Source organism: Saccharibacillus deserti (genome assembly GCF_013618475.1).
GTDB classification, from domain to species: domain Bacteria; phylum Bacillota; class Bacilli; order Paenibacillales; family Paenibacillaceae; genus Saccharibacillus; species Saccharibacillus deserti.
In genome coordinates this window covers 377,655-400,231 of sequence record NZ_JABJVN010000003.1, presented here as the reverse complement: position 1 = coordinate 400,231, position 22,577 = coordinate 377,655, and the positions used below count along the sequence as shown (strand labels likewise).

The following is a 22,577-nucleotide window of genomic DNA, read 5'->3' as shown; positions in this document are numbered from 1 at the left end:
CTGCCGCAGCTCCTGCGAGGCTAACCGGCCGCTTACGCCCGGGCCAGGATGCCTTTGACCAGACCGACGAATTTCTCGCGTACCTGTGCGGCTACTTCGATCACTTCGTCGTGGCTGAGCGGCTGATCCAGAATGCCGCAGGCCATGTTCGTCAGGCAGGAGATACCGAGCACTTTCATCCCGCCGTGAACGGCTACGATCGTCTCGGGTACGGTGGACATGCCGACCGCGTCGCCGCCGAGCGTACGGATCATGCGGATCTCCGCAGGCGTCTCGTAAGCCGGGCCGCTCCACCAGGCGTATACGCCCTGCTGCAATGCCGTGCCCTGCTGCGCCGCCACTTCCTGTGCCAGCTCCCGCAGTTCGCGGTTATAGACCTGCGAGACGTCGGGGAAACGTACGCCCAGCTCGCTGTTGTTCGGCCCGATCAGCGGATTGGCGCCGACGAGATTGATGTGATCGCTGATCAGCATCAGATCGCCAGGCTTGAAACTCGTATTGACCGCTCCGCAGGCATTGGTCACGATAACCGTCTCGACGCCCAGCGCCTTCATCACCCGAACCGGGAACGTGACTTCCTTGAGCGAATACCCTTCGTAGTAATGGAAACGTCCTTTCATCGCGACAACCGTCTTGCCGTTCAACTGCCCGATGACCAGCTCGTTGGCATGGCCGATCGCTTCCGATTTCGCGAAATACGGAATGTCGGCGTACGGAATCACGACTGCGTTCTCGATCTCGTCGGCGAGTGTGCCCAGACCCGATCCCAGAATCAGACCGATCGTCGGTTGGTGCTCCGTCTTGGCGGCGATAAAATCGCGCGCTTCCATAATTTCCTCTGTTTTTTGCATCCTGATTCCTCCTCGAATGGTCGCTTCCCGAACATTTTTCCGCAGCGGCGGGCAGGTTCGGCGAAGTCGTTTTCCCTATGGAACGCTCCCTGCCTAGACCAGTGTACCGGGAGAAACATCCGCCTGTAAACCTTGTTCGAAGCCGCATTTTGCCGCAGGACTTTTTCTCATCAAGTTCTAATGTTCCTCGCCTGCCAAATCGGGTAATTTTGAAGCAACAACCTGCAGCTCGTGAACGCATCCGAATTGAAACGCCCGCCTGTGTACTGCGTATACCCTTCATCGCCGCAAAGCCGAAGGACACTGAGACGACCACTTTTAAGGAGGAATCAGTCATGTTCAAGAAAATTGTCGACAAAATCATCCACTCCGCTTCGAGTTCAAGCCATAAACGCGGTTCCAGCAGTCATCGCGGCCGCCGCCACGGTTCCAGCAGCCGCCCGAGATATTCGCGTTCTTCGTCTTCCGATTACCGGCACGGCGGGCATGGACGTCACGGACACTCGTATTACAAAAGAAAATCCGGAAGCTCCAGTTGATCGAAAGCATCGGTATCCCCTTTGCCGGAAATGCCAAAAAGCCGTTCTCCTCGTCGATCTGACGAAGAGAACGGCTTTTGGTTTTATTTGCGCTGCCCGGACCCAGGTATTCCCCCGGAAAATGCGAAATTCGCCGCGAGGCGGTTAGAGTGCGGGGTCCTGCTGCGAGGCTTCCGGTCCACTGCCGCGGCGAATCTGCTCCAGGCTCAATCGAATCGCACCGGAAGCTTCCTCCGCATCGGCAAAAGGAGCGTCCAGACGCAGGAGTCTGCGCAGCAGCGCGGCGGTCGGCCCGGACAGCGAAAGCTCTTCTTCCCACGAAGGACCCTGCGCTTCCTGCAGGCCGGCAGCCAGAGTCCCGGCAGCCGCTTCGGCCGTATCCGGCGTTTCCCGTGTCCCGCCCGGCGGCGTGTAACCGGAATACAGCATATACAGCAGCAGATGGCCGGCATCTTCAAGATCCGATACGATTCGGGGCGGCACGCGACTCGGCAGCGGCGAGCCGTCCGGAGCTTGGGCCCCGTCTTCGCCGATCCGCCGGGCCAGCCCGAAATCGATCAGATGGATACCGGCGTCGTCCATCATCACGTTCGGAATCCGGATATCCAGATGCACATATCCGCGCCGATGCACGTGGGCGATCCGGTCCAACAGTTCCAGCGCCCAGCTCAGGCAGTCGGCTTCATCGAATACCCGGCCTTCTTCGAAGATCAGATCTTCCAGCGTCCGCCCGCGCACATAATCGGCGGCCAGCCACACGCTGCGGCGATCGGAGAAGAACCCACGGCAGCGGGGAATAAAAGGGTGGTCCATCGCCAGCAGCGCTTCGTTCTCCCGCTTCAGCAGGAAAGAAGCGAGACGGCGGCGGCTCGGCTTGGCCTGCTTGAGCGCCACCTCGCCCCCGCTCTCCCGGTCGATACAGCGGTAGCTCAGGCCGTAGCTGCCCATGCCCAACCATTCGGCCACTTCGTAGCGTTCTCCGATCACGTCCCCCGGCTGCAGCGGATAATCGCGCCAGGCCCGGATAAATTCTTTGATGGATTCCAGCATCCCGTACTCCTTCGTTTCGCTGCGGCGCCTCTGCCCGGCAGGGCGCCGGGCGGGTCGGTTCGTTGATCGTTCTGCGCCGGCGTTACTCTTTGTTCAGGCCTTTGCTCTCCAAAAAAGCGCGGAGCTGCATACGCGAAGGCGTGGTCAGTTTGACCGCCATCTGCTCCGACCAGGAAGAGGTGCGCTGTCCGCCGGTACGCTCCGTGATATAGCGAACCGATGTCTCGTCGTACGCTTCCACGCCGCGCTCGCTCTGCTCTTCGCTGTAGCCGTTCATGTGCAGCACCGCTTCAAGCGGAAGCCGCGGACGCAGGCCCGCCCCGTGCTGCGGATCGGGGTAGCCGACGCACATGCCGAACACCGGGTAGACATAGTCGGGCAGTCCAAGCGTTTCCGAGACCTGTTCGATCTCGTTGCGGATACCGCCGATATAGACGATGCCCAGTCCCAACGATTCGGCGGCTACGGCCGCGTTCTGGGACGCAAGCGCCGCATCCACCGTCGCTACGATAAAATTCTCGGCTGCGCCTTCGTACGAAGGAACGTCCGGAGTATGCGTCTTGGCGGCTTTTTTGAGACGGGAAAGATCGGCGCACCAGACCAGAAAGACCGGGCACTCGCGAATATAAGCCTGATTGCCCGCATGGGCCGATAGCTTGTTTTTCAAATCGGGATCGGTAACGGCAATAACGGTATAGGCCTGCACATTGCTGGAACTTGAAGCCATCTGGCCTGCAGCCACAATCGCTTCGAGATGCTCCCGGGCAACGGGTTGATCGGTATATTTGCGTACGGAACGGTGGTTCATCAGCAGTGAAAGGGTATCGTTCATGATAAAAGCCTTCTTTCCTTAAGGGATTCGGTACGGACCCGTAACCGGCTGCACCGGATGCGCAGACCGGAATCCGTGTCGTTTCTATTATGGAACTCCGGCAGTCGAGGCGCAAGCATAGACGCGGGGAGCTGCGGCCGAACCCCATTTTCGTCATCGCGTTCGGCGCGGCGGAAAACAAAAAAGACCCCGGGCGGGTACGCCGGAGCCTGCCGGGCAGGAGAATAAGACGGATTCCCGTCAATGCTTCCGCTTCGGATTGCCGTTCTGCGGAAGGTCGGAAGAAAGCGGATTCAAAAAGTCCGGGCGAAACTCTTCATGCGAAGCAGGGCGAAAAGAATCTCCCGAATCCGGCAAAAAGGCAAAAGGTTCCATCTGCCGGTCAGGTCCGCCGCGAAAATCGGTACGCGCTTCGGTCTCCCGAACGCCGGCCGGTTCACGCAGTGCCTGAATGAGCGCAAAAGCGGCGGTAAACGGTAGATGGTGCGGATGTCGGCGGCTTTTGCTCATTCGATTCTCTCCCTTCGCGTGATCTTATCCTACATGTCGGCTAAGCTTTGTGTATATTTAACGTTATTAGCCGCTTTTGACTCATGATTTATGGAAAAAAAAGGGCGGATTTCGCATTTTCTCGACACACTTTGTTCATTTGTCTGTATTTCGGCCGAATCGGCAGCGTTATTCCTTCCATGCTTCTCCCCACGGATCCTGCGCTTCGCGATAAGCGTCAGCCGCAGGCGTCAGCTTTCCGCCGCCGTCGGCCAGTACCCGCATGTACCCGCGCAGGCTTCGGGCAAACGGCGATTGTCCGCTTTTGCGTACCTGGCGCTCGTATGCCTTCTTCGCATCCGGTTCGATCCGTTGATTCTCGTGATCGAACAGCGGCACATTGTCCGTACCGTATAAGGCGATATATAGCGACTGCCGATACATGCGCATCACCACTTCATCCTCGGGCGAGTTCGGATAGTTGTGCAGGTAGAGACTTTGGCGCTCGGCCCGTTCCAGCAGCTCGGCCCAACTGACGATCAGCCCGGCATCTTTGGTCAATTCGCTTCTCGTCTCGTCGGCGCGGATCGTCAGATAGGCGGCGTAGCGTGCGCTTACTTCCGAAGCATATTTCCGGTAGCGTTCATAATCGATCTTCGGAAAATAATACCCCTCGGCGGTATCCAGCACATAGCCTTGCGCCGCCATTTCTTTCAGCAGCGCATCGGCTTTCGGCACTCCGGTGCGGACGCTGCGCAGCCAGCTTCCGTCTTTGCTGTCGAACTGATCCGTCCTCATCAGCGCCTGCTGCACGTTCTCTGCGCTCAATTGTTCATCCAATGCGATCAGCCGCTTCGTTTGGACCGCTTCCAGGCGGCGCAGCCAGACGGTTACGGCCGCCGGCGAGGACGCCTCCGCCCGCGAATCGATATAAGCCCACATGCGCGGCACATCGTTCGCGGCTGCCAGCTTGGCAAACGCGGAAGCGGCGGACGCGGCATTCCCCGATGCGGAAGCCCCCGATCGAAGCGGCATCGCCGACGGCAAATCCGCGGCTTCGCCGGAAGCGGGCGCCGCCTGCGAACCGGCTGCCTCGCGCCGGGGCTTGGTCCCGTTCTGCGGAGCCTTCGTTTCCCGTCCGCTGCCCGGCCGTTCCTGGCCCGCAGGTGCGGCGGCCGCCCGTTCCGGCGGCAGGACCGAACCGGTCAATGCCGTCATCAATGCGATCGCAGCCAGTGCGGGAATCTTCTTGCTTGTCCGGTTTCTTGTTCCGCTCATGCTGTCTCCTCCTCGGATGTGTCCCGCCGCTTTGCGCTTCGCTGCAAGCGGATACATGTTCTTTGGCGTATATACGCGCCAATCGGGGAAACGACTCGTAAATCCCAAAATTTAATGTGGGCTTAAGGTAGGATTGAGCTCTTGTGAAAGGCTTGGCCGATGCGGATCCGCGCAGCCGTGCCCCTGGGCCGGGCCGTACGGATCTATAGATCGAAAAAAGCGTCACGGGAAGCCGGCCGGCTCTCCGTGACGCTTTTTTTCTGTAACGCTGCCGGCGATGTGCCGGGACAGGTCAGAGCTTTACCCGCTGCAGGCGCAGCGCGTTCAGCACGACCGAAACGGAACTGAATGCCATCGCGGCGCCGGCCAGCCACGGGGCCAGGAATCCGGCTGCGGCGATCGGAATGCCGACCACGTTGTAGGCGAGTGCCCAGAACAGATTCTGCCGGATATTGCGCATGGTGCGGCGGCTCATCTCCACCGCGTCGGCAATCCCGTTCAGATCGCCGCGCATCAGCGTAATATCGGCGGCTTCCATCGCCACGTCGGTACCGGTGCCGATGGCCATACCGGTATCGGCGGTTGCAAGCGCCGGCGCATCGTTGATGCCGTCGCCGACCATCGCGACTTGGTGCCCCGCTTCCTGAAGCTTTTTCACTTCGGCCGCTTTGCCTTCCGGCAGCACTTCGGCCAATACGTCGGCTTCTTCGATGCCGGCCTGTTGGGCAATGGCGCGTGCCGTCGCCAGATTGTCGCCGGTAATCATCATGACGCGCAGCCCCATGCCGCGCAGACGGCGGATCGCTTCGGGCGAAGATTCCTTGAGCGTATCGGCGACCGCGACTACCCCGGACAGGCGGCCGTCCACGGCAATCAGCATCGCCGTTTTGCCTTCGCTCTCCAGGTGCTCCATGTCCGGAAGCGCTTGGGAAGCGTCGATCCCGCGTTCACCCATCAGGCGGCGGGTACCGACAAGCAGTTCGGCGCCGGCGACTGCGGCGGCGATGCCGTAGCCGGGCAGCGATTCGAATCGTTCCGCCTGCGGCAGGACGATTCCGCGTTCGCCGGCTCCGCGGACCAGAGCTTCGGCCAGCGGGTGCTCGGAAGCATTCTCCGCCGCGCCGACGAGCGCCAGGAGTTCATTCTCCCGGCTTCCGCCATAGACGATGACATTCGTCAGTTCCGGTTTGCCTTTGGTAATCGTACCGGTCTTGTCCAGCACGACCGTATCGACTTTCTGCGCGGCTTCAAGATGCTCTCCGCCTTTGAACAGAATCCCAAACTCCGCCGCCCGGCCGGAACCGGCCATGATCGAAGTCGGGGTCGCAAGCCCCAATGCGCAGGGGCAGGCGATCACGAGTACCGCGATCGCTTTCTCCAAGGCTTCGGAGAAAGCGCCCGGCTCTACCGCGAAATACCAGACGAGGAACGTTACGGCCGCGATGCCGACCACGATCGGCACGAAAATGCCGGAGATCACGTCGGCCATCCGCTGGACCGGCGCTTTGGAGCCCTGGGCCTCTTCGACGACGCGCACGATCTGCGCAAGCGCCGTATCCCGGCCGACCTTGGTTGCACGCATCAGCAGGGAACCGTTCTTGTTGATCGTCGCTCCCGTGACGGCGGATCCCGCTTCCTTGTCGACCGGCAGGCTCTCGCCGGTCAGCATCGATTCGTCGACGGACGAGCGGCCTTCGGTCACGACTCCGTCCACGGGAATCTTCTCGCCCGGACGGACACGGACGATATCGCCGGGTACCACTTCGGAGACTTCCACTTCGGTCTCGACTCCGCCCCGAATGACGATCGCCGTCTTGGCCTGCAGTCCCATCAGGCTGCGGATCGCTTCGGACGAGCGCCCTTTGGCCCGGGCTTCAAACCACTTGCCGACGAGAATCAGCGTAATCAGGACTGCGCTGGTCTCGAAATACAATTCCGGCGCGCCGCTTCCGCCCATCCCTTCCATGCCTTCCATGCCGGCCATCGCGCCCGATCCGCCGTCGAGCTGCCAGCGGATCGACAGATAGAGGCTGTAGAAGTAGGCGGCCGATGTGCCGAGCACCACCAATACATCCATGTTGGCGCTGCGGTTGCGCAGCGCTTTATAGGCGCCGACGTAGAACGGCCAACCGATGACGAGCTGTACCGGCGTTGCAAGCGCCAGCTGGAACCAGGGATTCATGAACAATTCGGGCACGTAGAGAAACGACGTGAACGAGAAGTGACCGGCCATCGCCCACAGCAGGGGCAGCGACAGCAGCGCGGAGATCAGCACCCGGGTTACGCGCTTGCGTTCTTCCCCGCCGCGGTCGCGCGCCTGACCGTCCTCTTTGAGTTTCGCTTCGTAGCCCAGCTGCTGCACCTTGCGCATAATATCCGCCGGAGCCATCGCTCCCGGCGAATATTCCACATGCGCCGTCTCCAGTGCCAGGTTGACGCTTGCGCTGAGCACGCCCGGCATCCGGTTCAGGCCTTTCTCGATCCGCGTGGAACAGGCCGCGCAGGTCATCCCGGTAATATCGAAGTCCGACGTTTCTTTGACCGTGCCGTAGCCGAGCGATTCGATCTTGTGTTCGATCTCCGCCGGGCTCGTTTCTTTGGGATCGTAATCGATCGAAGCTTTCTCGAGCGCCAGATTGACGTTGGCTTCGGCGACTCCGGGCATCCGGTTCAGGCCTTTCTCGATCCGGTTGGCGCAGGCGGCACAGGTCATCCCGCTGATCTGAAGCGTGGTCTGCTGCGTACGTCCGCGTTCGGGCGCAGATTTTGTTTCGGTGGGTACCGTCATCCTGTTGACCTCCCTTTAATTTTACCCCTGGGGGGTATATTTCGATGAAAATAAAAAGGCCGTTCGCGCTGCATTTAAATCTAACGAATCGTCATCACGTTATCTGCCGTTTTTACGTAGTTCTCTTACTCTAACGAATCGCAGTCACGCTATTTATTCCTTTTCTCGCTTACCCGACCTTTTTCGGACGATTAGCGTGATCTGGATTCGCTAAATCCGCAAAACCTCCAGATCGGCCAAATAACGTTACCCCGATTCGTTAGCCCAAGATTACTGCCAACCGCCGCGTTCGAGCAGGGCGAACCTCACATGAAAGCAAAAATCCGGACGAAGCTTTTATGAAGCGGCGTCCGGACGGCTCGATCGTATTACACGACGTCGTAGCCCTGGTCTTCAATCGCGGCTTTGATCGTATCGAGGTTGACGGCGGATTCGTCGTACGAGATGTCTACCGTTTTTGCGCCCAGATCGACTTTGCCTTCGGCTCCGGCTTCTTTGACGGCTCCTTCGACAGCTTGGACACAGTGGTTGCAGGACATGCCTTCGACGTTAAGGGTTGTAGTTTGCATGGGTGGTTCCTCCTTGGGAGATTGGATTTGTTTGGTATGAAATGAAGCGTAAAAGTGAATAGGGTGAAAGGTACTTTGAGCACGTGTTCACACCTTCCATCCCTCATCGGAACCGCTCCCGGGATACCTTGGATAACCGGTTAGACCGTCCGGTTTTCCAAGCTCTGATTGGAAGGAGCTGAAGGCGGGATGGAAGGTCTTACTTCAACAGTTTATTCACGGTGATCAGCAGCTCATCGATCACTTCGGTCTCTCCGGCTTCGATCCGTTCGATTACGCAGCTCTTCATATGACCTTCGAGGAGCAGCCGGCCGACGCTGTTCAGCGCGGACTGGGCGGCGGCGATCTGGTTCAGCACATCGTCGCAGTAGGTATCTTTCTCGATCATCCCTTTGATGCCGCGAATCTGGCCTTCGACGCGGTTCAGACGGGAAACGAGATTGTTCTTGGTTTGGTCGGAGTGATGGCTCTTTCTTGGCAGTTTGCCGTCTTCTCCGGGAATATGGCAGCTCTCGATTTCTGGCGCCACTTCGGTTTGTTTCTGAATCGCCATAGGCTCACTCCTTCTTCGCTGCAGCTTGGTTCCTGTTGGAACGTCTGCGACGAGCGGCTTTGGTTCAAGCTCTGTCCTTATCATAATATACCCCCATAGGGTATGTAAAGCCCCAAATTAAATTTTCTTCGCCAAACCTTGCTTGCGGAGTCCGGATTCGCCGCTTACCCCCGGGGGGTACCTTTTTTTTCTAAACAGGCGCGCGGGTATCACGGAAGTTCATTCGCCTTGATCGAGACAAGCTTCCGGAACCGCTTCACGCAAATTTCTTTTTCCCGGCTCCGCATTCCTGCTACAATGAAAGTCGGACTTTACAGCTAAGGAGCGAATACGATGGCACAGCTTTTTTTTAAATACGGGGCAATGAACAGCGGGAAATCGATCGAAATTCTCAAAGTCGCCCATAATTACGAAGAACAAAACAAAAACGTCCTCATCTTCACCTCCGGTATCGACGACCGCGACGAAGTGGGCCATGTCTCTTCCCGGATCGGAATGAAGCGCGAAGCGATCTCCGTTTATGCGGATACCGACTTGTATGAAGAAGTGAAAAATTACCACGGACAAAAGATCAGCTGCGTCCTGTTCGACGAAGTGCAGTTCGTAACCAAAGAGCAGGTGCTTCAGATGACGCGGATCGTGGACGAGCTGAATATCCCGGTCATGGGCTTCGGTCTCAAAAACGACTTCCGCAACGAGCTCTTCGAAGGCAGCCAATACATGCTTCTGTATGCGGACAAAATCGAGGAAATGAAAACGATCTGCTGGTTCTGCGAACGCAAAGCGACCATGGCGCTGCGGGTCGACGAGAACCGCAAACCGCTGTACACCGGGGAACAGATCCAGATCGGCGGCAACGACCGCTACTTCCCCGTCTGCCGCAAATGCCACGCCAATCCGCCCTTGTAACCGCCGCTTCCGCCCAGGTTGCGGCGTTCCGGACAGAACCGGCCCTTTGTCGCAGCGTACCCGAGCGATAAGGAGCCGGTTTTTGCGTGTGCGGCAATTCGGCTCTTCGGGAGCTGCCGGTGTCTTCGCCTTCTCCGGGGTCCGCCTTCGGACCGCGGCGCATCTCGGGTCCCGGCGCCCGCATTATCCGCACCGGCAGAACCACGTTAAGATGTGCGGCCGCAAGACCCGTATGCACGCTCCCTTGGGCATAGCGGGCAAGACCCGCGGAGCAGCCCCGGTTTCGGCCGGGTCGTCCGCAAATTGTTCGTTTTACGCAGGGGTTCTTTGTGTCAGCGCTCTTCGTAACGGGTAAAACAGGGCAACCGATAGGTCTTTCGTTGTTTCCCTTCTTTTTATTCCAATCTTACGGAGGTACAGACCCATGCAGCCCTATTCCAATTCCGGTTCGCCGGATGCAAGCCGTCCCGAAGACCGACTGCCCGAAGACGTAACCTATCTGCGTACGATGATCTCGAATGTCGTGATGATCGGCGTGCCCGGCAGCGGCAGTTGGGTACTCGTCGACACCGGCATGCCCGGTTCCGCGTCCAAGATCATGAAGGCCGCCAGGGAACGCTTCGGCAGCGAGAAGCCGTTGGCAATTCTGCTGACACACGGACATTTCGATCATACCGGCTCTATTCAAGACTTGATGGAACTTTTCCCGGATCTTCCCGTATACGCCCATGAACTCGAAATTCCGTTCCTGACCGGCAAAGCCGATTATCCGCCGGGCGACCCGACCGTCGGCGGAGGTCTGATGGCCGCTTCGGCTCCGCTGTATCCCAACAAGAGCATCGATCTCGGTGCCCGCGTCCAACCGCTTCCGCAAGACGGGAGCGTACCGTTCCTTCCCGGTTGGCACTGGCTGCATACGCCGGGTCATTCCGAGGGCCATATCTCGCTGTTCCGCAGCCTCGACGGTACGCTTGTAGCCGGAGACGCCTTTATCACGGTCAAGCAGGAATCCGCCCTGGCCGTGCTGACCCAGCGCCGCGAGATTCACGGTCCGCCAACCTACTTTACGCCGAACTGGGAAGCGGCCCGTACCTCGGTCGCGCGTCTTGCCGCGCTGCGCCCGGCTTCGGCCGTTACCGGACACGGCGAGCCGATGGCGGGAGCGGAACTGAACGAAGGACTCGAACGGCTGCACCACGACTTCGATCGTCTTGCCGTGCCGGCCAGCGGCCGCTACGTGGATTCGGCGCATATCGATCCGGAAGCTTGAAGGCCCAAAAGTGACTCGACTTCCATTTTTATCTCGTTTCCTCTAACCGGTGTCCATAGACCTGCATTCGAGCTGTAACCAGCTTCCGGATTCAGGTAAACGGACACCTTTTTATATTGTATATATTTACGATGTATTTTTTTACATATAAAACAATAAAATTGAAAAAATATAATATCTATTTCCCTGCCTACCGATAGTATAGTAAAGAAAAATAATTTCGACAATTTTAGACTTTAAGAAAAAAGAGGGCACGCTATTTTTTGTTTGCGAAGCCAAGGAGGCCTATATCATGAAAAATTTAAACGTGCGCTGGAAAGTTTTAGTACTCACTTTCATTGCCGCGCTTCTGCTCGCCGCAATCGGCTACAGCGGATACGATGCAACGAAGAAACTTGCCGACGCCTCCGAACGGATGTATAACGAAACCGTGAAAGTGATGGCGATTCTCGACGAGGTTCGGTCCAACAACCTTGCCAGACAGTCGATCGCGCTCGAAATGATCGTAACCTCGGACGATACTATCGTAAAGAGACTGCAAGACGAGCTTCTTCAAACCAAAGAAGCCAACGACGCTCTGTACGAACAAATCGAATCCTCGCGAATGTCGCCGGAGATGAGCAAGCAGTACGGCATGTTCCAAACCATTTTGCCGGACTACCGCACTGCAATCGATAAAGTGGTCGCCCTCGCCGAAAACGGCGAAAACGATCAAGCGTACGGCGTGTTCGAGAAAATCGTACAGCCTCTTCGGGTGGAAATGAACGGCAAGCTGAAAACAATCTCGGAACTTCAGGCCCGCGAAGCGGAAACCAACAGCCAAAAAGCCATGGCTCTCAAAGCTGGTTCCCTTGTCTTGATTCTCTCTCTGCTTATCGGAGGCTTGATCCTGCTGCTCGTCACCGGTTACTTGATCGCTCGCGCCATATCGAATCCGCTGCGCAATATCCAGCAGTTGATGCAGAATGCCGAGAACGGCGATCTTACGGTGCGGGCGGATTACGTTTCCCGCGACGAGATCGGCCTGCTGTCGGCTTCGTTCAACGGCATGATCGGCGGCCTGCGCGTCATTATTCAAAAAGTGGACGAAAGCGCCGTGACGCTGTCCGCCTCCGCGCAGCAATTGACCGCAAGCGCCGAACAGACTTCCGTAGCTTCCGGGCATATCGCTTCTTCGTCGGGTCAACTGTCCGACGGCTTCGAGACGCAAACGCAGTCCGTGGCGGAAGTGACGAATTCTGCCGAACAGCTTGCCGATAACATGAATAATATCCGCGGAGGCAGCGAGTCGATCGCGGAATTGGCCGGACACACGGAAAGTTCGGCTCGCGACGGACTGAACGAAGTCCAAGACGTCCTGCGCCAGATGCAGGATATCGAGTCGAGCGTCGGACATGCCGGTTCGGTCATCGTTTCCCTTGAGCGGCAAATCGAAGATATCGACATGCTCGTCTCCGCGATTCAGCAGGTCGCCAAACAGACCAACCTGCTGGCGCTCAATGCCTCCATCGAAGCGGCGCGCGCCGGCGAAGCCGGCAGAGGCTTCGACGTGGTCGCCCAGGAGATCCGCAAACTGGCCGAGTCGGCCGCGCAGTCCGCTTCGGAAATTACCGAAACCGTCCGTTCCGTGCAGGGTGAAAGCCGCAAAGCCGTCGTTTCCATGGACGAAGCTGCCGGACGGGTCAAGCACGGCGTGGAAGGCGCGGGCCGCGTGTCCGAATCGTTCGCCGCGATCCAGCAGTCGATTGCGGACGTTTCCGGCCGGATCGGCCAGATCTCGCATACCATCGCTTCCGCTTCCGGCCAATCGACCGAGATCGGACGCGCGATGCAGAGTATCAGCCGGGTAACCGAGCAAGGCGCAGCCGGCCTTCAGGAAGTCAGTGCCGCAAGCGAAGAACAGCTGTCCACGATGGAAGAAGTGAACGGCTCCGCCCGCCACCTTTCCCGTCTGGCCGAAGAGCTCCAGCAGGAAATGACCAAGTTCACGCTGTAATACCTTTCATGGTCAACCTGTGCCATCCGTCTGCGGCTGTTGCGCATATAACGAAAAAACCGGCAGAAGTTTCTGCCGGTTTTTTCTGCTTTGCAAATCCGTTTTTAAAACAGCCGACAGACGCAGAGAAAGCCGCATTCGGAAATTAGGGCCTTTCCGCGAAATGCCCCGCTTTCTAAAACTCCCGCCTCAATATCGAATACAATTCCGAATCGTGAAACGCGCCTTTGAAAAACAAATGCTCTCTCATCCGTCCTTCCCGCTGCATCCCGATTCGCTTCATCACATTGGCGGAAGCTTCGTTTGCCGGGCGGCAGGTCGCGTAAATGCGGTGCACGCCCAGTTCTTCGAAGCCCATCCGAAGCAGCGCAAAAGCCGCTTCCGACGCGTAGCCGCTTCCCCAGAAGCGCGGATTGAACGTGTAGCCGATCTCCGCGTTGAAACCGGCTTTGTGAATGCCGCAGCCGCCGATCAGCTCCCCGCCGTCTTTTAACGTCACTACGAGTTCATAGCTCGTCCGGGGCTGTTCCTGCCGCATTTCGATCATCTGCGCCACGTACCCGCGGGTCTCTTCCTCCGTATTGGGCCCCCACATGGAGTGACGGACCACATCCGGATCGGACGAATACTCATGAATGGCGGCCCAGTCTTCCAGCACGGGGTCCCGCAGGATCAGTCTTTCTGTCCGGATCGTCGTTTGCATGCTTTTTCCTCCTTGCTCCCGGGCCGATTCAATCTTTCGGGACGTTCTTGTCATCAAGAAACCAGGGCGATTCCCCGTCAAAAAGACCTCGATCAATAAAAACGCTTTTCAATACTTTTTTTTCCGTTTTTTCGGAAAGGCATACCTTGACCGCTTCGCTTCCCAACGAATGCAGTCGAAAATCGATAGTCGGTATATTCAACGCCCTGCTGATCGTAAGGTTATCCTGCCCGATGACGATAGGCGGCTTTTTTCGTTGGGAAGAAAAATAGGTGAGCATCCCTGCGGCAATTTCGTCGCTGTTCGCGAAACAGCACTCGACGTTCTCCTCCAAAGAATCGAAATATTCGGCCGCCTTTATTCCATCTTCGAAAGTACGGCAGTTCGAGAAGGTATAACGCTCGGAAAAACGGTCCACCGTTCGAGAGAATGTCCGAAAAACTTCGGTGGCTCCGACGCTGCTGAGCGGTCCCCTGCTGAAAGTGATGGCAAAAGTTCCGATCCCTCGCTTCTTCAAACGTTCCAGTATCGGTTCATAAGCTTTTCGGCGTTCCAACACGACGGAAGAAAGGGCGGACTCTCCGTTATTTTCGCAGCTGACGATATTTCCGAATTTCCGAAACTTTTCTATGGTTTTATAATCGTTGGCGGCAGACGTGATGATCATCCCGTCATATTCTTTTGCCGTCAGCATTTTCAAATAAGCCAATTCCAATTCTTTATCGTAATTGGTAGGCAAAAAGGTGACCCGATAACCGTTTTTAAAACTTTCCGAAATAATGGAGCTTATAATTTTGTCGTAGTAATGATTGGACGCTTCATAAGGTACGATCACGCCCAAACTGAAACTCTTCCCGATGCTCAAACTTACGGCTTTGCTGTTCGGAATATAGTCCAGCTCTTTGGCCGCTGCAAAAATTTTCTCGCGGGTCGATTGCGAAATCCGGGGCTTGTTATTCAATGCCCGGGAAACGGTAGAAATCGAGTATCCCGTAATCTTTGCGATATGCCTGATATTTACCATAAAGCTGCCTCCTCTTCCCTCATACCGGCTTCATTATTCTACCATGATATCCACTGCCCGAAAAAAAAGTCTTGACGCGAAACGCGTTGCGCAAACTACACTTCAAGCATGCAATCGACATAGATCATACTCACCCAAGAAGGGAAGGAACAAAAATGATGAAATATCTTCAAAGCATCGGTCGGTCGTTGATGCTGCCTGTGGCCGTACTGCCGGCTGCGGCTATCTTGATGGGGATCGGGTATTGGATAGATCCTTCGGGTTGGGGGGCGGGCAACCCGGCTGCCGCTTTCTTGATCAAGGCCGGATCTTCCATTATCGACAACATCCCGATTTTGTTTGCGGTAGGGATCGCGCTCGGCATGTCGAAAGGCAGGGACGGCGCGGCTGCTTTGAGCGGTCTGGTCGCTTACCTGGTGGTCACGACCCTGCTCTCCACGAATACCGTAGCACTGCTGCAGGGCATCGACGCCGCAAACGTGGATCCCGCGTTCGGCAAAATCGAAAATGCGTTTATCGGCATCCTTTCGGGTATCTCGGCATCGGTCATGTTCAACCGGTTCAGCCATGTCCAACTGCCGGCCGCTTTGGCTTTCTTTAGCGGAAAACGCCTCGTTCCGATCCTCACTTCCGCTTTAATGATTCTCGTTTCGGCGGTCTTGTACTTCGTGTGGCCCGCCGTTTATACGGGTTTGGTTTCTTTCGGCGAAACGATCAGCACGATGGGCGCTTTGGGCGCGGGGATCTACGGATTCTTGAACAAGCTGTTGATTCCGATCGGCCTGCACCACGCGCTCAATTCCGTATTCTGGTTCGACGTGGCCGGGATCAACGATATCGGCAATTATTGGGCCGGTACCGGAGTGAAAGGAATTACGGGCATGTATCAAGCCGGATTCTTCCCGATCATGATGTTCGGTCTGCCTGCGGCGGGACTCGCGATGTATCATACGGCAAAAACGGCAAGGAAAAAGCAGATCGCTTCCCTGATGCTGGCCGGCGGCTTCGCTTCGTTTTTCACCGGAGTCACGGAACCTATTGAATTCGCTTTCATGTTCGCGGCTCCGCTGCTGTACGGCATTCATGCCGTATTGACCGGTATCTCCCTGGCGATCGCCGCCGCTTTCCATTGGACCGCGGGTTTCGGTTTTAGCGCGGGACTGGTCGATTTCGTTTTAAGTTCGCGGTTGCCCATGGCCAACCAACCTTATATGCTGCTGCTCCAAGGCGCGGTCTTCTTCGCTATCTATTATGTCGTATTCCGGTTCCTGATCGTAAAGTTCAATATCAAAACCCCGGGACGGGAAGATGACGTCGAAGAAGCCGAAACGGCCGACAGCGAAGCGAAAACGACGCTGCAAACGGACAGCACAGGAAACAAATTCGCCGCGATGGCCCATACGATCTATGAAGGATTGGGCGGAAAACAAAACATTACGTCGATCGACAATTGCGTCACCCGTTTGAGGGTGGAAGTCCAGGATTCGTCCGCGGTCGATCAGGGCAAGATCAAAGCCACGGGCGTTCCCGGGGTCGTCGTGACCGGAAAAAACAGTATTCAAGTCGTGATCGGAACGCAGGTTCAATTCGTAGCCGACGAAGTTAAAAAGATTCACGAAACCCGGTAAAAGAAAGGAGTTTCGCGATGAAAAGGATATTGGACTGCACGGCATCGGATTTCCTGCAAATGAAAGGCCAAGAGTTGAAGCAGTCGATCGCCGCTTCCGAAGGCAGGGTGATTCTGGCGGAGACCATGACTTCCGTGGCGCCGCTGTATCCGAGCGTCACCAATGCCGAACTCGCTGCCGCCTTCGGCGCGGACTTGCTGCTGCTGAATTTGTTCGACGTCTTCGACCCGTCGGTCGCAGGATACGAGTGCAACGGAAACGAATCGGTCGTTCGGCAAATAAAAAAATTGACGGGACGCCCCGTGGGCTTGAATCTGGAACCCGTCGATCCCGAAGCGCGGCAAATCGAAACGCTGGACACCGTATCGCAAGGACGGACCGCCACCGAAGAATCGCTGAAGGAAGCGAAAAAGCTGGGATTCGATTTCGTATGCTTGACGGGAAACCCGAAAACGGGAGTCACGAACAACGCAACCCTTTCAGCCATAAAAAAGGCTCGCGAAGTGTTCGGCGGAGACGGTTTGATCATTGCGGGAAAAATGCACGGTGCCGGAGTGGCGAACGAAACCGGCAGCCGTATCATTGCCGATAGCGACATCCTAAGCTTCATTGAGGCGGGCGCCGATATCATCTTGTTGCCGGCTCCAGGAACCGTGCCGGGAATCACGCTGGAGTCCAGCGAGAAGCATGTTCGCCTGGTCCACTCCAGAGGCGCGCTGGCCATGCTCGCGATCGGCACCAGCCAAGAAGGCTCGGACGAAGAAACGATCCGCCGGATCGCTTTGAACAGCAAGATGGCCGGTGCGGACATTTGCCATATCGGCGATACCGGCTTCTATGGAATCGCCGTTCCCGAAAACATCATGACATATTCGATCGCCGTTAGAGGAAGACGTCATACTTACGTAAGAATGGCTTCTTCGAGCCTTCGCTAGGCACGTCCCGATAAGGACCCTGCCGCCAAGAACTGCGTACGCAAAAAGCACTTTCCCTATTCGGGAAAGTGCTTTTTTTCATCCAGCAGAACTTGCGCCTATGCGCGAAACGCGCTTATTTCGAAGCTTCGTAAGCGGCCAGAGCTTCTTTGACCTTGGCAGGGTCCGCCGTCAGCACGTTGCCGGTATCGACGAGCGGGCTGACCGTGGAAGCCGCTTTGATCTTGTTGCCTTCGTAGAACTGCAGGATTTCGTCCTGGTTGATCGAGTACAGCACGGCTTTGCGCAGGTCGGCGCTCTTGCCGATCGGACGGTTCTCCGCGGTGTTGAACAGCAGGTAGCTGACGGCGTTGCTTTCAATCTTCTGGAGCTGCAGCTTGGCGTCGCCTTCGACTACGGAAAATTTCGTTTCCGGTACGCCGTAATACGAGTAGATCTCGCCGCTGCGCAGAGCGGCCAGGGCGCTGTCGGCATCGGCGATAAAGCGGACCGAAATATTGGAGATCTTCGGCTCGTTCTCCGTGCCCGGCATGTAGGCCGGATTCTTGACGAACTTCGCGTCGTAATCGTTCTTGGTCGTCAGGATATACGGGCCGCTGGCATACAGCGTGTTGTTGTAGGCCGCGCCTTCCGTAACGGTATTCTGGTCGCCGTAAGGGATATCCTTGGTGACGTCGAACTTGGCTACATCATACGTGTTGATGCTTTCGACCTGCTTCTTCGAGACAATACCCGCGGATTGGTGGCCCAGGTAGTTCAGGACCTGCGGGAAAGGCTCGGTCGTGGTCAGCTTGACGACCTGATATTTGCCGGATGCGTTGTCGGCCTGCTTCTTGTCCGCGACAAGTGCGGAGATCGGCGTGTCGAGCCCTTTCTCAAGCGCTTCGCGGACCGTTCCGCCGTCTGTCGTCTTGACGGAATCGAGTTCCGACAGATCGGAGACGGCTTCGACCGTCTTGATATGTTCGTGCAGCGAATACGTGCGGTGATCCGGCACGGAGTCTTTGTTTTTCGCGCGGTCCAGCGCGAAGATCACGTCGTCCGCTCCTACGCGCTCGCCGGTATCGACGGCTTTGCCGTCTTCGACTTTGGCAAAGTTGATATCGTCGCGCAGGATGAAGTAATAATCCGAGTTGCCGTCGGCGATACTGAAGTTGCGCGACAGCGAACCGTCGGAGGTAATCTTGTCGTCGTCGGTCAAGTTGATCAGGCGCACATACATATTCGTATTGAGCGTATTGATCGAACCGTCGTTGCCTTTGATCGGATCAAGCGAAGTCAGCGTCGATATGGCCTGTGTCAGCACCAGCGGCTCGGACGCATTTTTCGCGGCGTCTTTGAATTCGATATCTTCCCAGGCCAGGGCGCGGGATTTGGACAGACGGACGGACTCCGGATTCAGGATATCCTTGTTGATCGCCTGGCTCTTGAGCGAGATGTACAGCGGCGCGATATACGCATTGTCGAAGACGAGCTTCTGCTCGAGTTCCTTGTACGTCGCCGCGTAATCTTCCGGCGATTCGGTCGCCGCTTTGTCGATCAGCTTGTCGATCTCGGAATCGGCCAGGATGCTGTAATCGCCGCCCGTCTTGAACAGCGAACGCACCGCGTAGTCCGGGTTGCCGGTTACGGTCGTCCAGCTCGACAGCGCGGCGTCATAGTTGCCGGCATCCTGCTGGGCTTTGAAGCTGCCGTAGTCCGGCTGCAGGTTCAGCTTCACGTTGAAGCCGTTCTTGGTAAGCTGGTCGCGAATGATATTGACGTCCGCTTCCTGCGAAGTCATCGCCAGCAGTTCGATATCCACCGGAGCGGCTGTTGTGGGCTCGGCGGCGGCCTCTTCGCCCTTGTCCGCCGTCCCGGCGGCCGGAGCGGCCGTATCGGACTTCGTTTTGACAGACGAGCAGCCCGCCAGTACCAGCAGCAGAGCCAGCAGCAGCACGGTCAGCGTCTTGGTGAACTTGTAAGATTTACGCATGTTTTTCTCCCCCTCCATGAGTGTGAAGCTGTGTATGTTTGTCCGAAGCCAAGCCGCGTTCTTTTGCCGATTTCTCCAGGTTTAGTCCAGTTTCGGGTCCAGCGCATCGCGCAGCCCGTCGCCCAGAAAGTTGAACGAGAGGACGAGTGCGATGATCGCAAGACCCGGATAGACGGCCAGATAAGAGTTCGTTTCCAGATACGCGCTGCCGAGCTTCAGAATGTTGCCCCATTCGGGAATGTGCGGCTCCACGCCGAGTCCCAGATAGCTGAGACTGCTGGTAGAGATGACGGCCGTGCCGATGGTCAGTGTCGCTTTGACGATCATCGGAGCCATGGCGTTCGGAACGATATGTTTGAAAATAATCGACAGGCTGCCGGAACCGAAAGCCCGCGCCGCATCGACGAATTCGTAGGTGGACACCATCATGACGTTGGCGCGCATCGTCCGGGCGTACGTCGGAATGGCTCCCACGCTGAGCGCGAGGATCAAGTTCATCGTGTTCGCGCCGAACGCCGCAATAATCGCGATCGCCAGCAGAATGCCGGGAATCGAATACAGGATGTCGAGTGCCCGCATGATGATATTGTCCGTACGGCGGCCGTAATATCCGGACACCGCACCGAGGATTCCGCCGATCACGAACGGAATGAGCGTGGATACGGCGCCGACGATCAGCGAGATGCGGGCTCCGAACACGATCCGCGAGAACAAATCGCGGCCGAAGTTGTCGGTCCCAAGCGGATAAGCCAGGCTCGGCGTCTGCAGGATCGCGCCGTAATTGTTCTCGACCGCCATCCCGTAATCGAAGGTGAACAAACTGGATACGGACAGCGAGAACAGGAAGAAGATGAAGAACATCCCCAGCATCGACGTGGTGCCTCTCGACAACCGGTCGATCGCGTCTTCCCATCTCGGGGAAGCCGGCGATTTCTGGCTGCGGATCTTCGCCAGCAGCACGATGCCGAGCAGCAGCGCGAACAGATTGCCGGTCGCGGCGGTCAGGATCAACGCAAGCGCGAGCCAGGTCATACGGGGCGGCACGGCGTTACGCTTGACGAACGCGGCGATCAGGATCAGCGTCAGCAGATGGAATCCGGCTACGATCAGCAGCACCAGCATGCCGAGCGGGAACGTATCCGCGACGTACGGCTTGAACAGGTTGAGCGCCGATACCGCGATGACGCCGATCTGGGTGAGCAGCATGTACCCGGCAAACACGTACTCCGGCGTTTTGACCTTTTTGATCAATTGGAATGCGGCGGCGGCCGCGAACACATTGCCGGTCGCGAGGCTGAGCAGCTGCACCCAGCCGAGCGCCCGCGTTCGGCCCTTGATTCGCCCCGTGGTCGCCAGGTCGCGCCGGATCAAGAGAGCGATCAGAATCTGCATCAGCGTGAAAAAAGCATACGCGGCGGCGATCGTCATGACCGCGGGCTTGACCGTTCCGGCGGCGTAATCGAACGCGTTGGCCAGCAGGAGCAGCGTCAGCAGCAGCGAAGCGACCCAGGCGAAGCCGGCCTGTGCGTATTCGGACGAAGATTTGGCTCCGCCGGCATCGGGTCCCGACGGGGAAGAACCTGCGGCCGAAGGTTCGGTAACCGATAATTCGGACATGTCGCATGTCCCCCTTTGTCTAATATTGCTTCATCTTGGTCCGGATTCTCGGATCGATAAAGGCGTACATGACGTCGATAATGACGTTGACGAGCGAGATCGCGATCGCCGTGTAGACGACGCCGCCCATGACGGCCGGAATGTCCGGCACGAACTGCTTGTCGACGATGTAGCTGCCGAGGCCGCTGATATTGAATACCTTCTCCGTAATGGCCGCTCCGCCCAGCATCCCGCCGAACTGAAGGCCGACCACGGTCACGATCGGAATGAGGGCGTTGCGTACCGTATGCTTCATTAATACGGTGCTGCGTCCGAGCCCTTTGGCTTTGGCGGTCAGGATATAATCTTCGTTCATGACCTCAAGCGTCGAGGAGCGAGTCATCCGCGCCACCGCTGCCGTCAGGCCCGTGCCGAGCACGACGACCGGCATGATGAACGACAGCAGATTGCCCGGCGTATACGTCGCCGGCAGCCAGCCGAGCTTGATCGAGAAGCCGAGAATGAACACGAGGCCCTGCCAGAAGTTCGGGACGGACAATCCGATCAGCGCGATGAACATGAAGCTGTAGTCGAGCCAGGAACCGCGGCGCGCCGCGGACAGGATGCCGATCGGCAGCGCCACCAGCAGCGCCAGCGCCAGCGAGACCGAGGCCAGCGTCAGCGTGACCGGGAACTTGCGCATGATGGTCGAAGCGACGTCTTCGTTGCCCGCGAACGACTTGCCCAGATCCAGCGTCAGTACGCCGCGGATATTGTCCCAGAGCTGGGCCAGGTACGGCCGATCCAGTCCGTAGATCCGGTTAAACGTATCGATCTGCTCGGCGGTAGCCGTCTCGCCGAGAATATTGGCGGCGGGATTCATCGGAGACAGATGCAGGATCGTGAATACGAGAGCCGAGACGCCCACGACCACGAACAGCGTCATGAGCAGCCGTTCGAATATGTATTTCGAGTAGGCATTGCTGTACAGAAGCATCAATGCGGCCATCGGCAGTCCGAGGATCGCCGCAAGTACCGCGAAGAACGGATTGCCGATCAGCGATTCGAACGCCGCCGCGTAATCGCTGCGAGCCACGCCGCCGGTTCGGGCCCGTTCGGCCGTGATCTGGTCGGCCCGGGCCTGCAGCCGTTCTTCGGCTCTGCGGTTCACTTCCCGCTCCGTCTCCTTCGCGTTCGCGGACTGTTTGAAGAAGCGCTGCTTCTCCGCCAACTGCCGGGCGAAGTCTTCCTTGAGTCCTTTTTCCCAACCGGACTGCCGAAGTTCCTCGAGTACCGAAGCCCGCAGTGCCGCATATCCGCCGCTGCCGCGCCGGGCAAGCCATACGGCAAGCACAATCAGGTTGACGGGTGCCCCAAGCAGCAGCATCCAGAAGCGGTAACCGGGAATACCAAGCATTTTGCGATACAGCCGCCCAATTGGCACCTGCCAGGGCGAACGTCTATTTTTTTGTGCCGCCTCCATAAAAAACTTGCCTCCCAAAACGTTGTAAATGTATAATTCGTTCATAACGTTTAATTCCGATTGAACTACTCGTATTTATAAGTCGTATTTTAGGGTTCTTTCTCCCCTA

General features: G+C 57.3%; 19 protein-coding genes and 1 pseudogene. 6 read left to right on the top strand and 14 right to left on the bottom strand.

Features of this window, described 5'->3' with window-relative positions; translation table 11 throughout:
* Positions 1-32: 32 nt before the first annotated feature.
* Entirely contained in the window at positions 33-851 is an 819-nt protein-coding gene (locus tag HOP44_RS11920) for a purine-nucleoside phosphorylase (RefSeq protein WP_172253534.1), read from the bottom strand.
* 335 nt (positions 852-1,186) lie between these two features.
* Here HOP44_RS11920 and HOP44_RS11915 point away from each other — a divergent pair, with 335 nt between their 5' ends.
* Positions 1,187-1,390, top strand: a complete 204-nt coding sequence (locus HOP44_RS11915; RefSeq protein ID WP_172253532.1) for a hypothetical protein — start codon at positions 1,187-1,189, stop codon at positions 1,388-1,390.
* Positions 1,391-1,534: 144 nt separating this feature from the next.
* Here HOP44_RS11915 and HOP44_RS11910 read toward each other — a convergent pair whose 3' ends face one another.
* The 7 genes from HOP44_RS11910 to HOP44_RS11880 all read right to left on the bottom strand — a co-directional run bounded on the left by HOP44_RS11910 (position 1,535) and on the right by HOP44_RS11880 (position 8,949).
* Positions 1,535-2,440, bottom strand: a complete 906-nt coding sequence (locus HOP44_RS11910; protein WP_172253530.1) for a protein kinase family protein — start codon at positions 2,438-2,440, stop codon at positions 1,535-1,537.
* Positions 2,441-2,522: 82 nt separating this feature from the next.
* On the bottom strand, positions 2,523-3,272 hold the full coding sequence (gene nfsA, locus HOP44_RS11905) for an oxygen-insensitive NADPH nitroreductase (RefSeq protein ID WP_172253528.1): 750 nt from the start codon (positions 3,270-3,272) through the stop codon (positions 2,523-2,525).
* A 240-nt stretch (positions 3,273-3,512) separates the two neighbouring features.
* A complete protein-coding gene (locus tag HOP44_RS11900; RefSeq protein ID WP_172253526.1) occupies positions 3,513-3,782 on the bottom strand; it encodes a hypothetical protein in 270 nt (89 codons plus the stop codon).
* Between the two features lie 168 nt (positions 3,783-3,950).
* Positions 3,951-5,039 carry a hypothetical protein gene (locus HOP44_RS11895; protein WP_172253524.1) on the bottom strand — a complete coding sequence of 363 codons (1,089 nt, stop codon included), beginning with the start codon at positions 5,037-5,039 and terminating at the stop codon, positions 3,951-3,953.
* 292 nt (positions 5,040-5,331) lie between these two features.
* Positions 5,332-7,827 (bottom strand): heavy metal translocating P-type ATPase, encoded by a 2,496-nt coding sequence (locus HOP44_RS11890; protein WP_172253522.1) that lies wholly within the window; start codon positions 7,825-7,827, stop codon positions 5,332-5,334.
* A gap of 368 nt (positions 7,828-8,195) precedes the next feature.
* Positions 8,196-8,396 (bottom strand): copper ion binding protein, encoded by a 201-nt coding sequence (locus HOP44_RS11885; RefSeq protein ID WP_172253520.1) that lies wholly within the window; start codon positions 8,394-8,396, stop codon positions 8,196-8,198.
* A gap of 199 nt (positions 8,397-8,595) precedes the next feature.
* Positions 8,596-8,949 carry a metal-sensitive transcriptional regulator gene (locus HOP44_RS11880; protein WP_246369752.1) on the bottom strand — a complete coding sequence of 118 codons (354 nt, stop codon included), beginning with the start codon at positions 8,947-8,949 and terminating at the stop codon, positions 8,596-8,598.
* A gap of 333 nt (positions 8,950-9,282) precedes the next feature.
* Here HOP44_RS11880 and HOP44_RS11875 point away from each other — a divergent pair, with 333 nt between their 5' ends.
* The 3 genes from HOP44_RS11875 (at position 9,283) to HOP44_RS11865 (ending at position 13,124) form a co-directional block, all read left to right on the top strand.
* Complete coding sequence (locus tag HOP44_RS11875) at positions 9,283-9,858, top strand: thymidine kinase (RefSeq protein ID WP_172195690.1); 576 nt, start codon at positions 9,283-9,285, stop codon at positions 9,856-9,858.
* Positions 9,859-10,282: 424 nt separating this feature from the next.
* Positions 10,283-11,128 (top strand): MBL fold metallo-hydrolase, encoded by an 846-nt coding sequence (locus HOP44_RS11870; protein WP_172253518.1) that lies wholly within the window; start codon positions 10,283-10,285, stop codon positions 11,126-11,128.
* A gap of 292 nt (positions 11,129-11,420) precedes the next feature.
* Positions 11,421-13,124 carry a methyl-accepting chemotaxis protein gene (locus HOP44_RS11865; protein WP_172253516.1) on the top strand — a complete coding sequence of 568 codons (1,704 nt, stop codon included), beginning with the start codon at positions 11,421-11,423 and terminating at the stop codon, positions 13,122-13,124.
* Positions 13,125-13,299: 175 nt separating this feature from the next.
* Here HOP44_RS11865 and HOP44_RS11860 read toward each other — a convergent pair whose 3' ends face one another.
* The 3 genes and pseudogenes from HOP44_RS11860 to HOP44_RS23260 form a co-directional block, all read right to left on the bottom strand.
* A complete protein-coding gene (locus tag HOP44_RS11860) occupies positions 13,300-13,827 on the bottom strand; it encodes a GNAT family N-acetyltransferase (protein WP_172253514.1) in 528 nt (175 codons plus the stop codon).
* Between the two features lie 28 nt (positions 13,828-13,855).
* Positions 13,856-14,662 carry a type 1 periplasmic-binding domain-containing protein gene (locus tag HOP44_RS11855; protein ID WP_343059863.1) on the bottom strand — a complete coding sequence of 269 codons (807 nt, stop codon included), beginning with the start codon at positions 14,660-14,662 and terminating at the stop codon, positions 13,856-13,858.
* 57 nt (positions 14,663-14,719) lie between these two features.
* Positions 14,720-14,851, bottom strand: a pseudogene (locus HOP44_RS23260) (LacI family DNA-binding transcriptional regulator); the annotation flags it as partial.
* A 155-nt stretch (positions 14,852-15,006) separates the two neighbouring features.
* On the opposite strand from HOP44_RS23260, the gene nagE reads away from it, so the two are divergent.
* Together nagE and HOP44_RS11845 are read left to right on the top strand one after the other, a co-directional pair.
* Positions 15,007-16,479 carry an N-acetylglucosamine-specific PTS transporter subunit IIBC gene (gene nagE, locus HOP44_RS11850; RefSeq protein ID WP_172253510.1) on the top strand — a complete coding sequence of 491 codons (1,473 nt, stop codon included), beginning with the start codon at positions 15,007-15,009 and terminating at the stop codon, positions 16,477-16,479.
* A gap of 17 nt (positions 16,480-16,496) precedes the next feature.
* Entirely contained in the window at positions 16,497-17,414 is a 918-nt protein-coding gene (locus HOP44_RS11845) for a DUF7916 family protein (protein WP_172253508.1), read from the top strand.
* Positions 17,415-17,529: 115 nt separating this feature from the next.
* Here the strand turns inward: HOP44_RS11845 and HOP44_RS11840 are convergent, their stop codons facing one another.
* The 3 genes from HOP44_RS11840 to HOP44_RS11830 form a co-directional block, all read right to left on the bottom strand.
* Positions 17,530-19,389 carry an ABC transporter substrate-binding protein gene (locus tag HOP44_RS11840; protein WP_172253506.1) on the bottom strand — a complete coding sequence of 620 codons (1,860 nt, stop codon included), beginning with the start codon at positions 19,387-19,389 and terminating at the stop codon, positions 17,530-17,532.
* An 81-nt stretch (positions 19,390-19,470) separates the two neighbouring features.
* The gene (locus HOP44_RS11835; protein ID WP_172253504.1) at positions 19,471-21,006 is read right to left on the bottom strand and encodes an ABC transporter permease; all 1,536 of its coding nucleotides are present in this window, start codon (positions 21,004-21,006) and stop codon (positions 19,471-19,473) included.
* A 19-nt stretch (positions 21,007-21,025) separates the two neighbouring features.
* Positions 21,026-22,468, bottom strand: a complete 1,443-nt coding sequence (locus HOP44_RS11830; RefSeq protein WP_172253502.1) for an ABC transporter permease — start codon at positions 22,466-22,468, stop codon at positions 21,026-21,028.
* Positions 22,469-22,577: the final 109 nt, after the last annotated feature.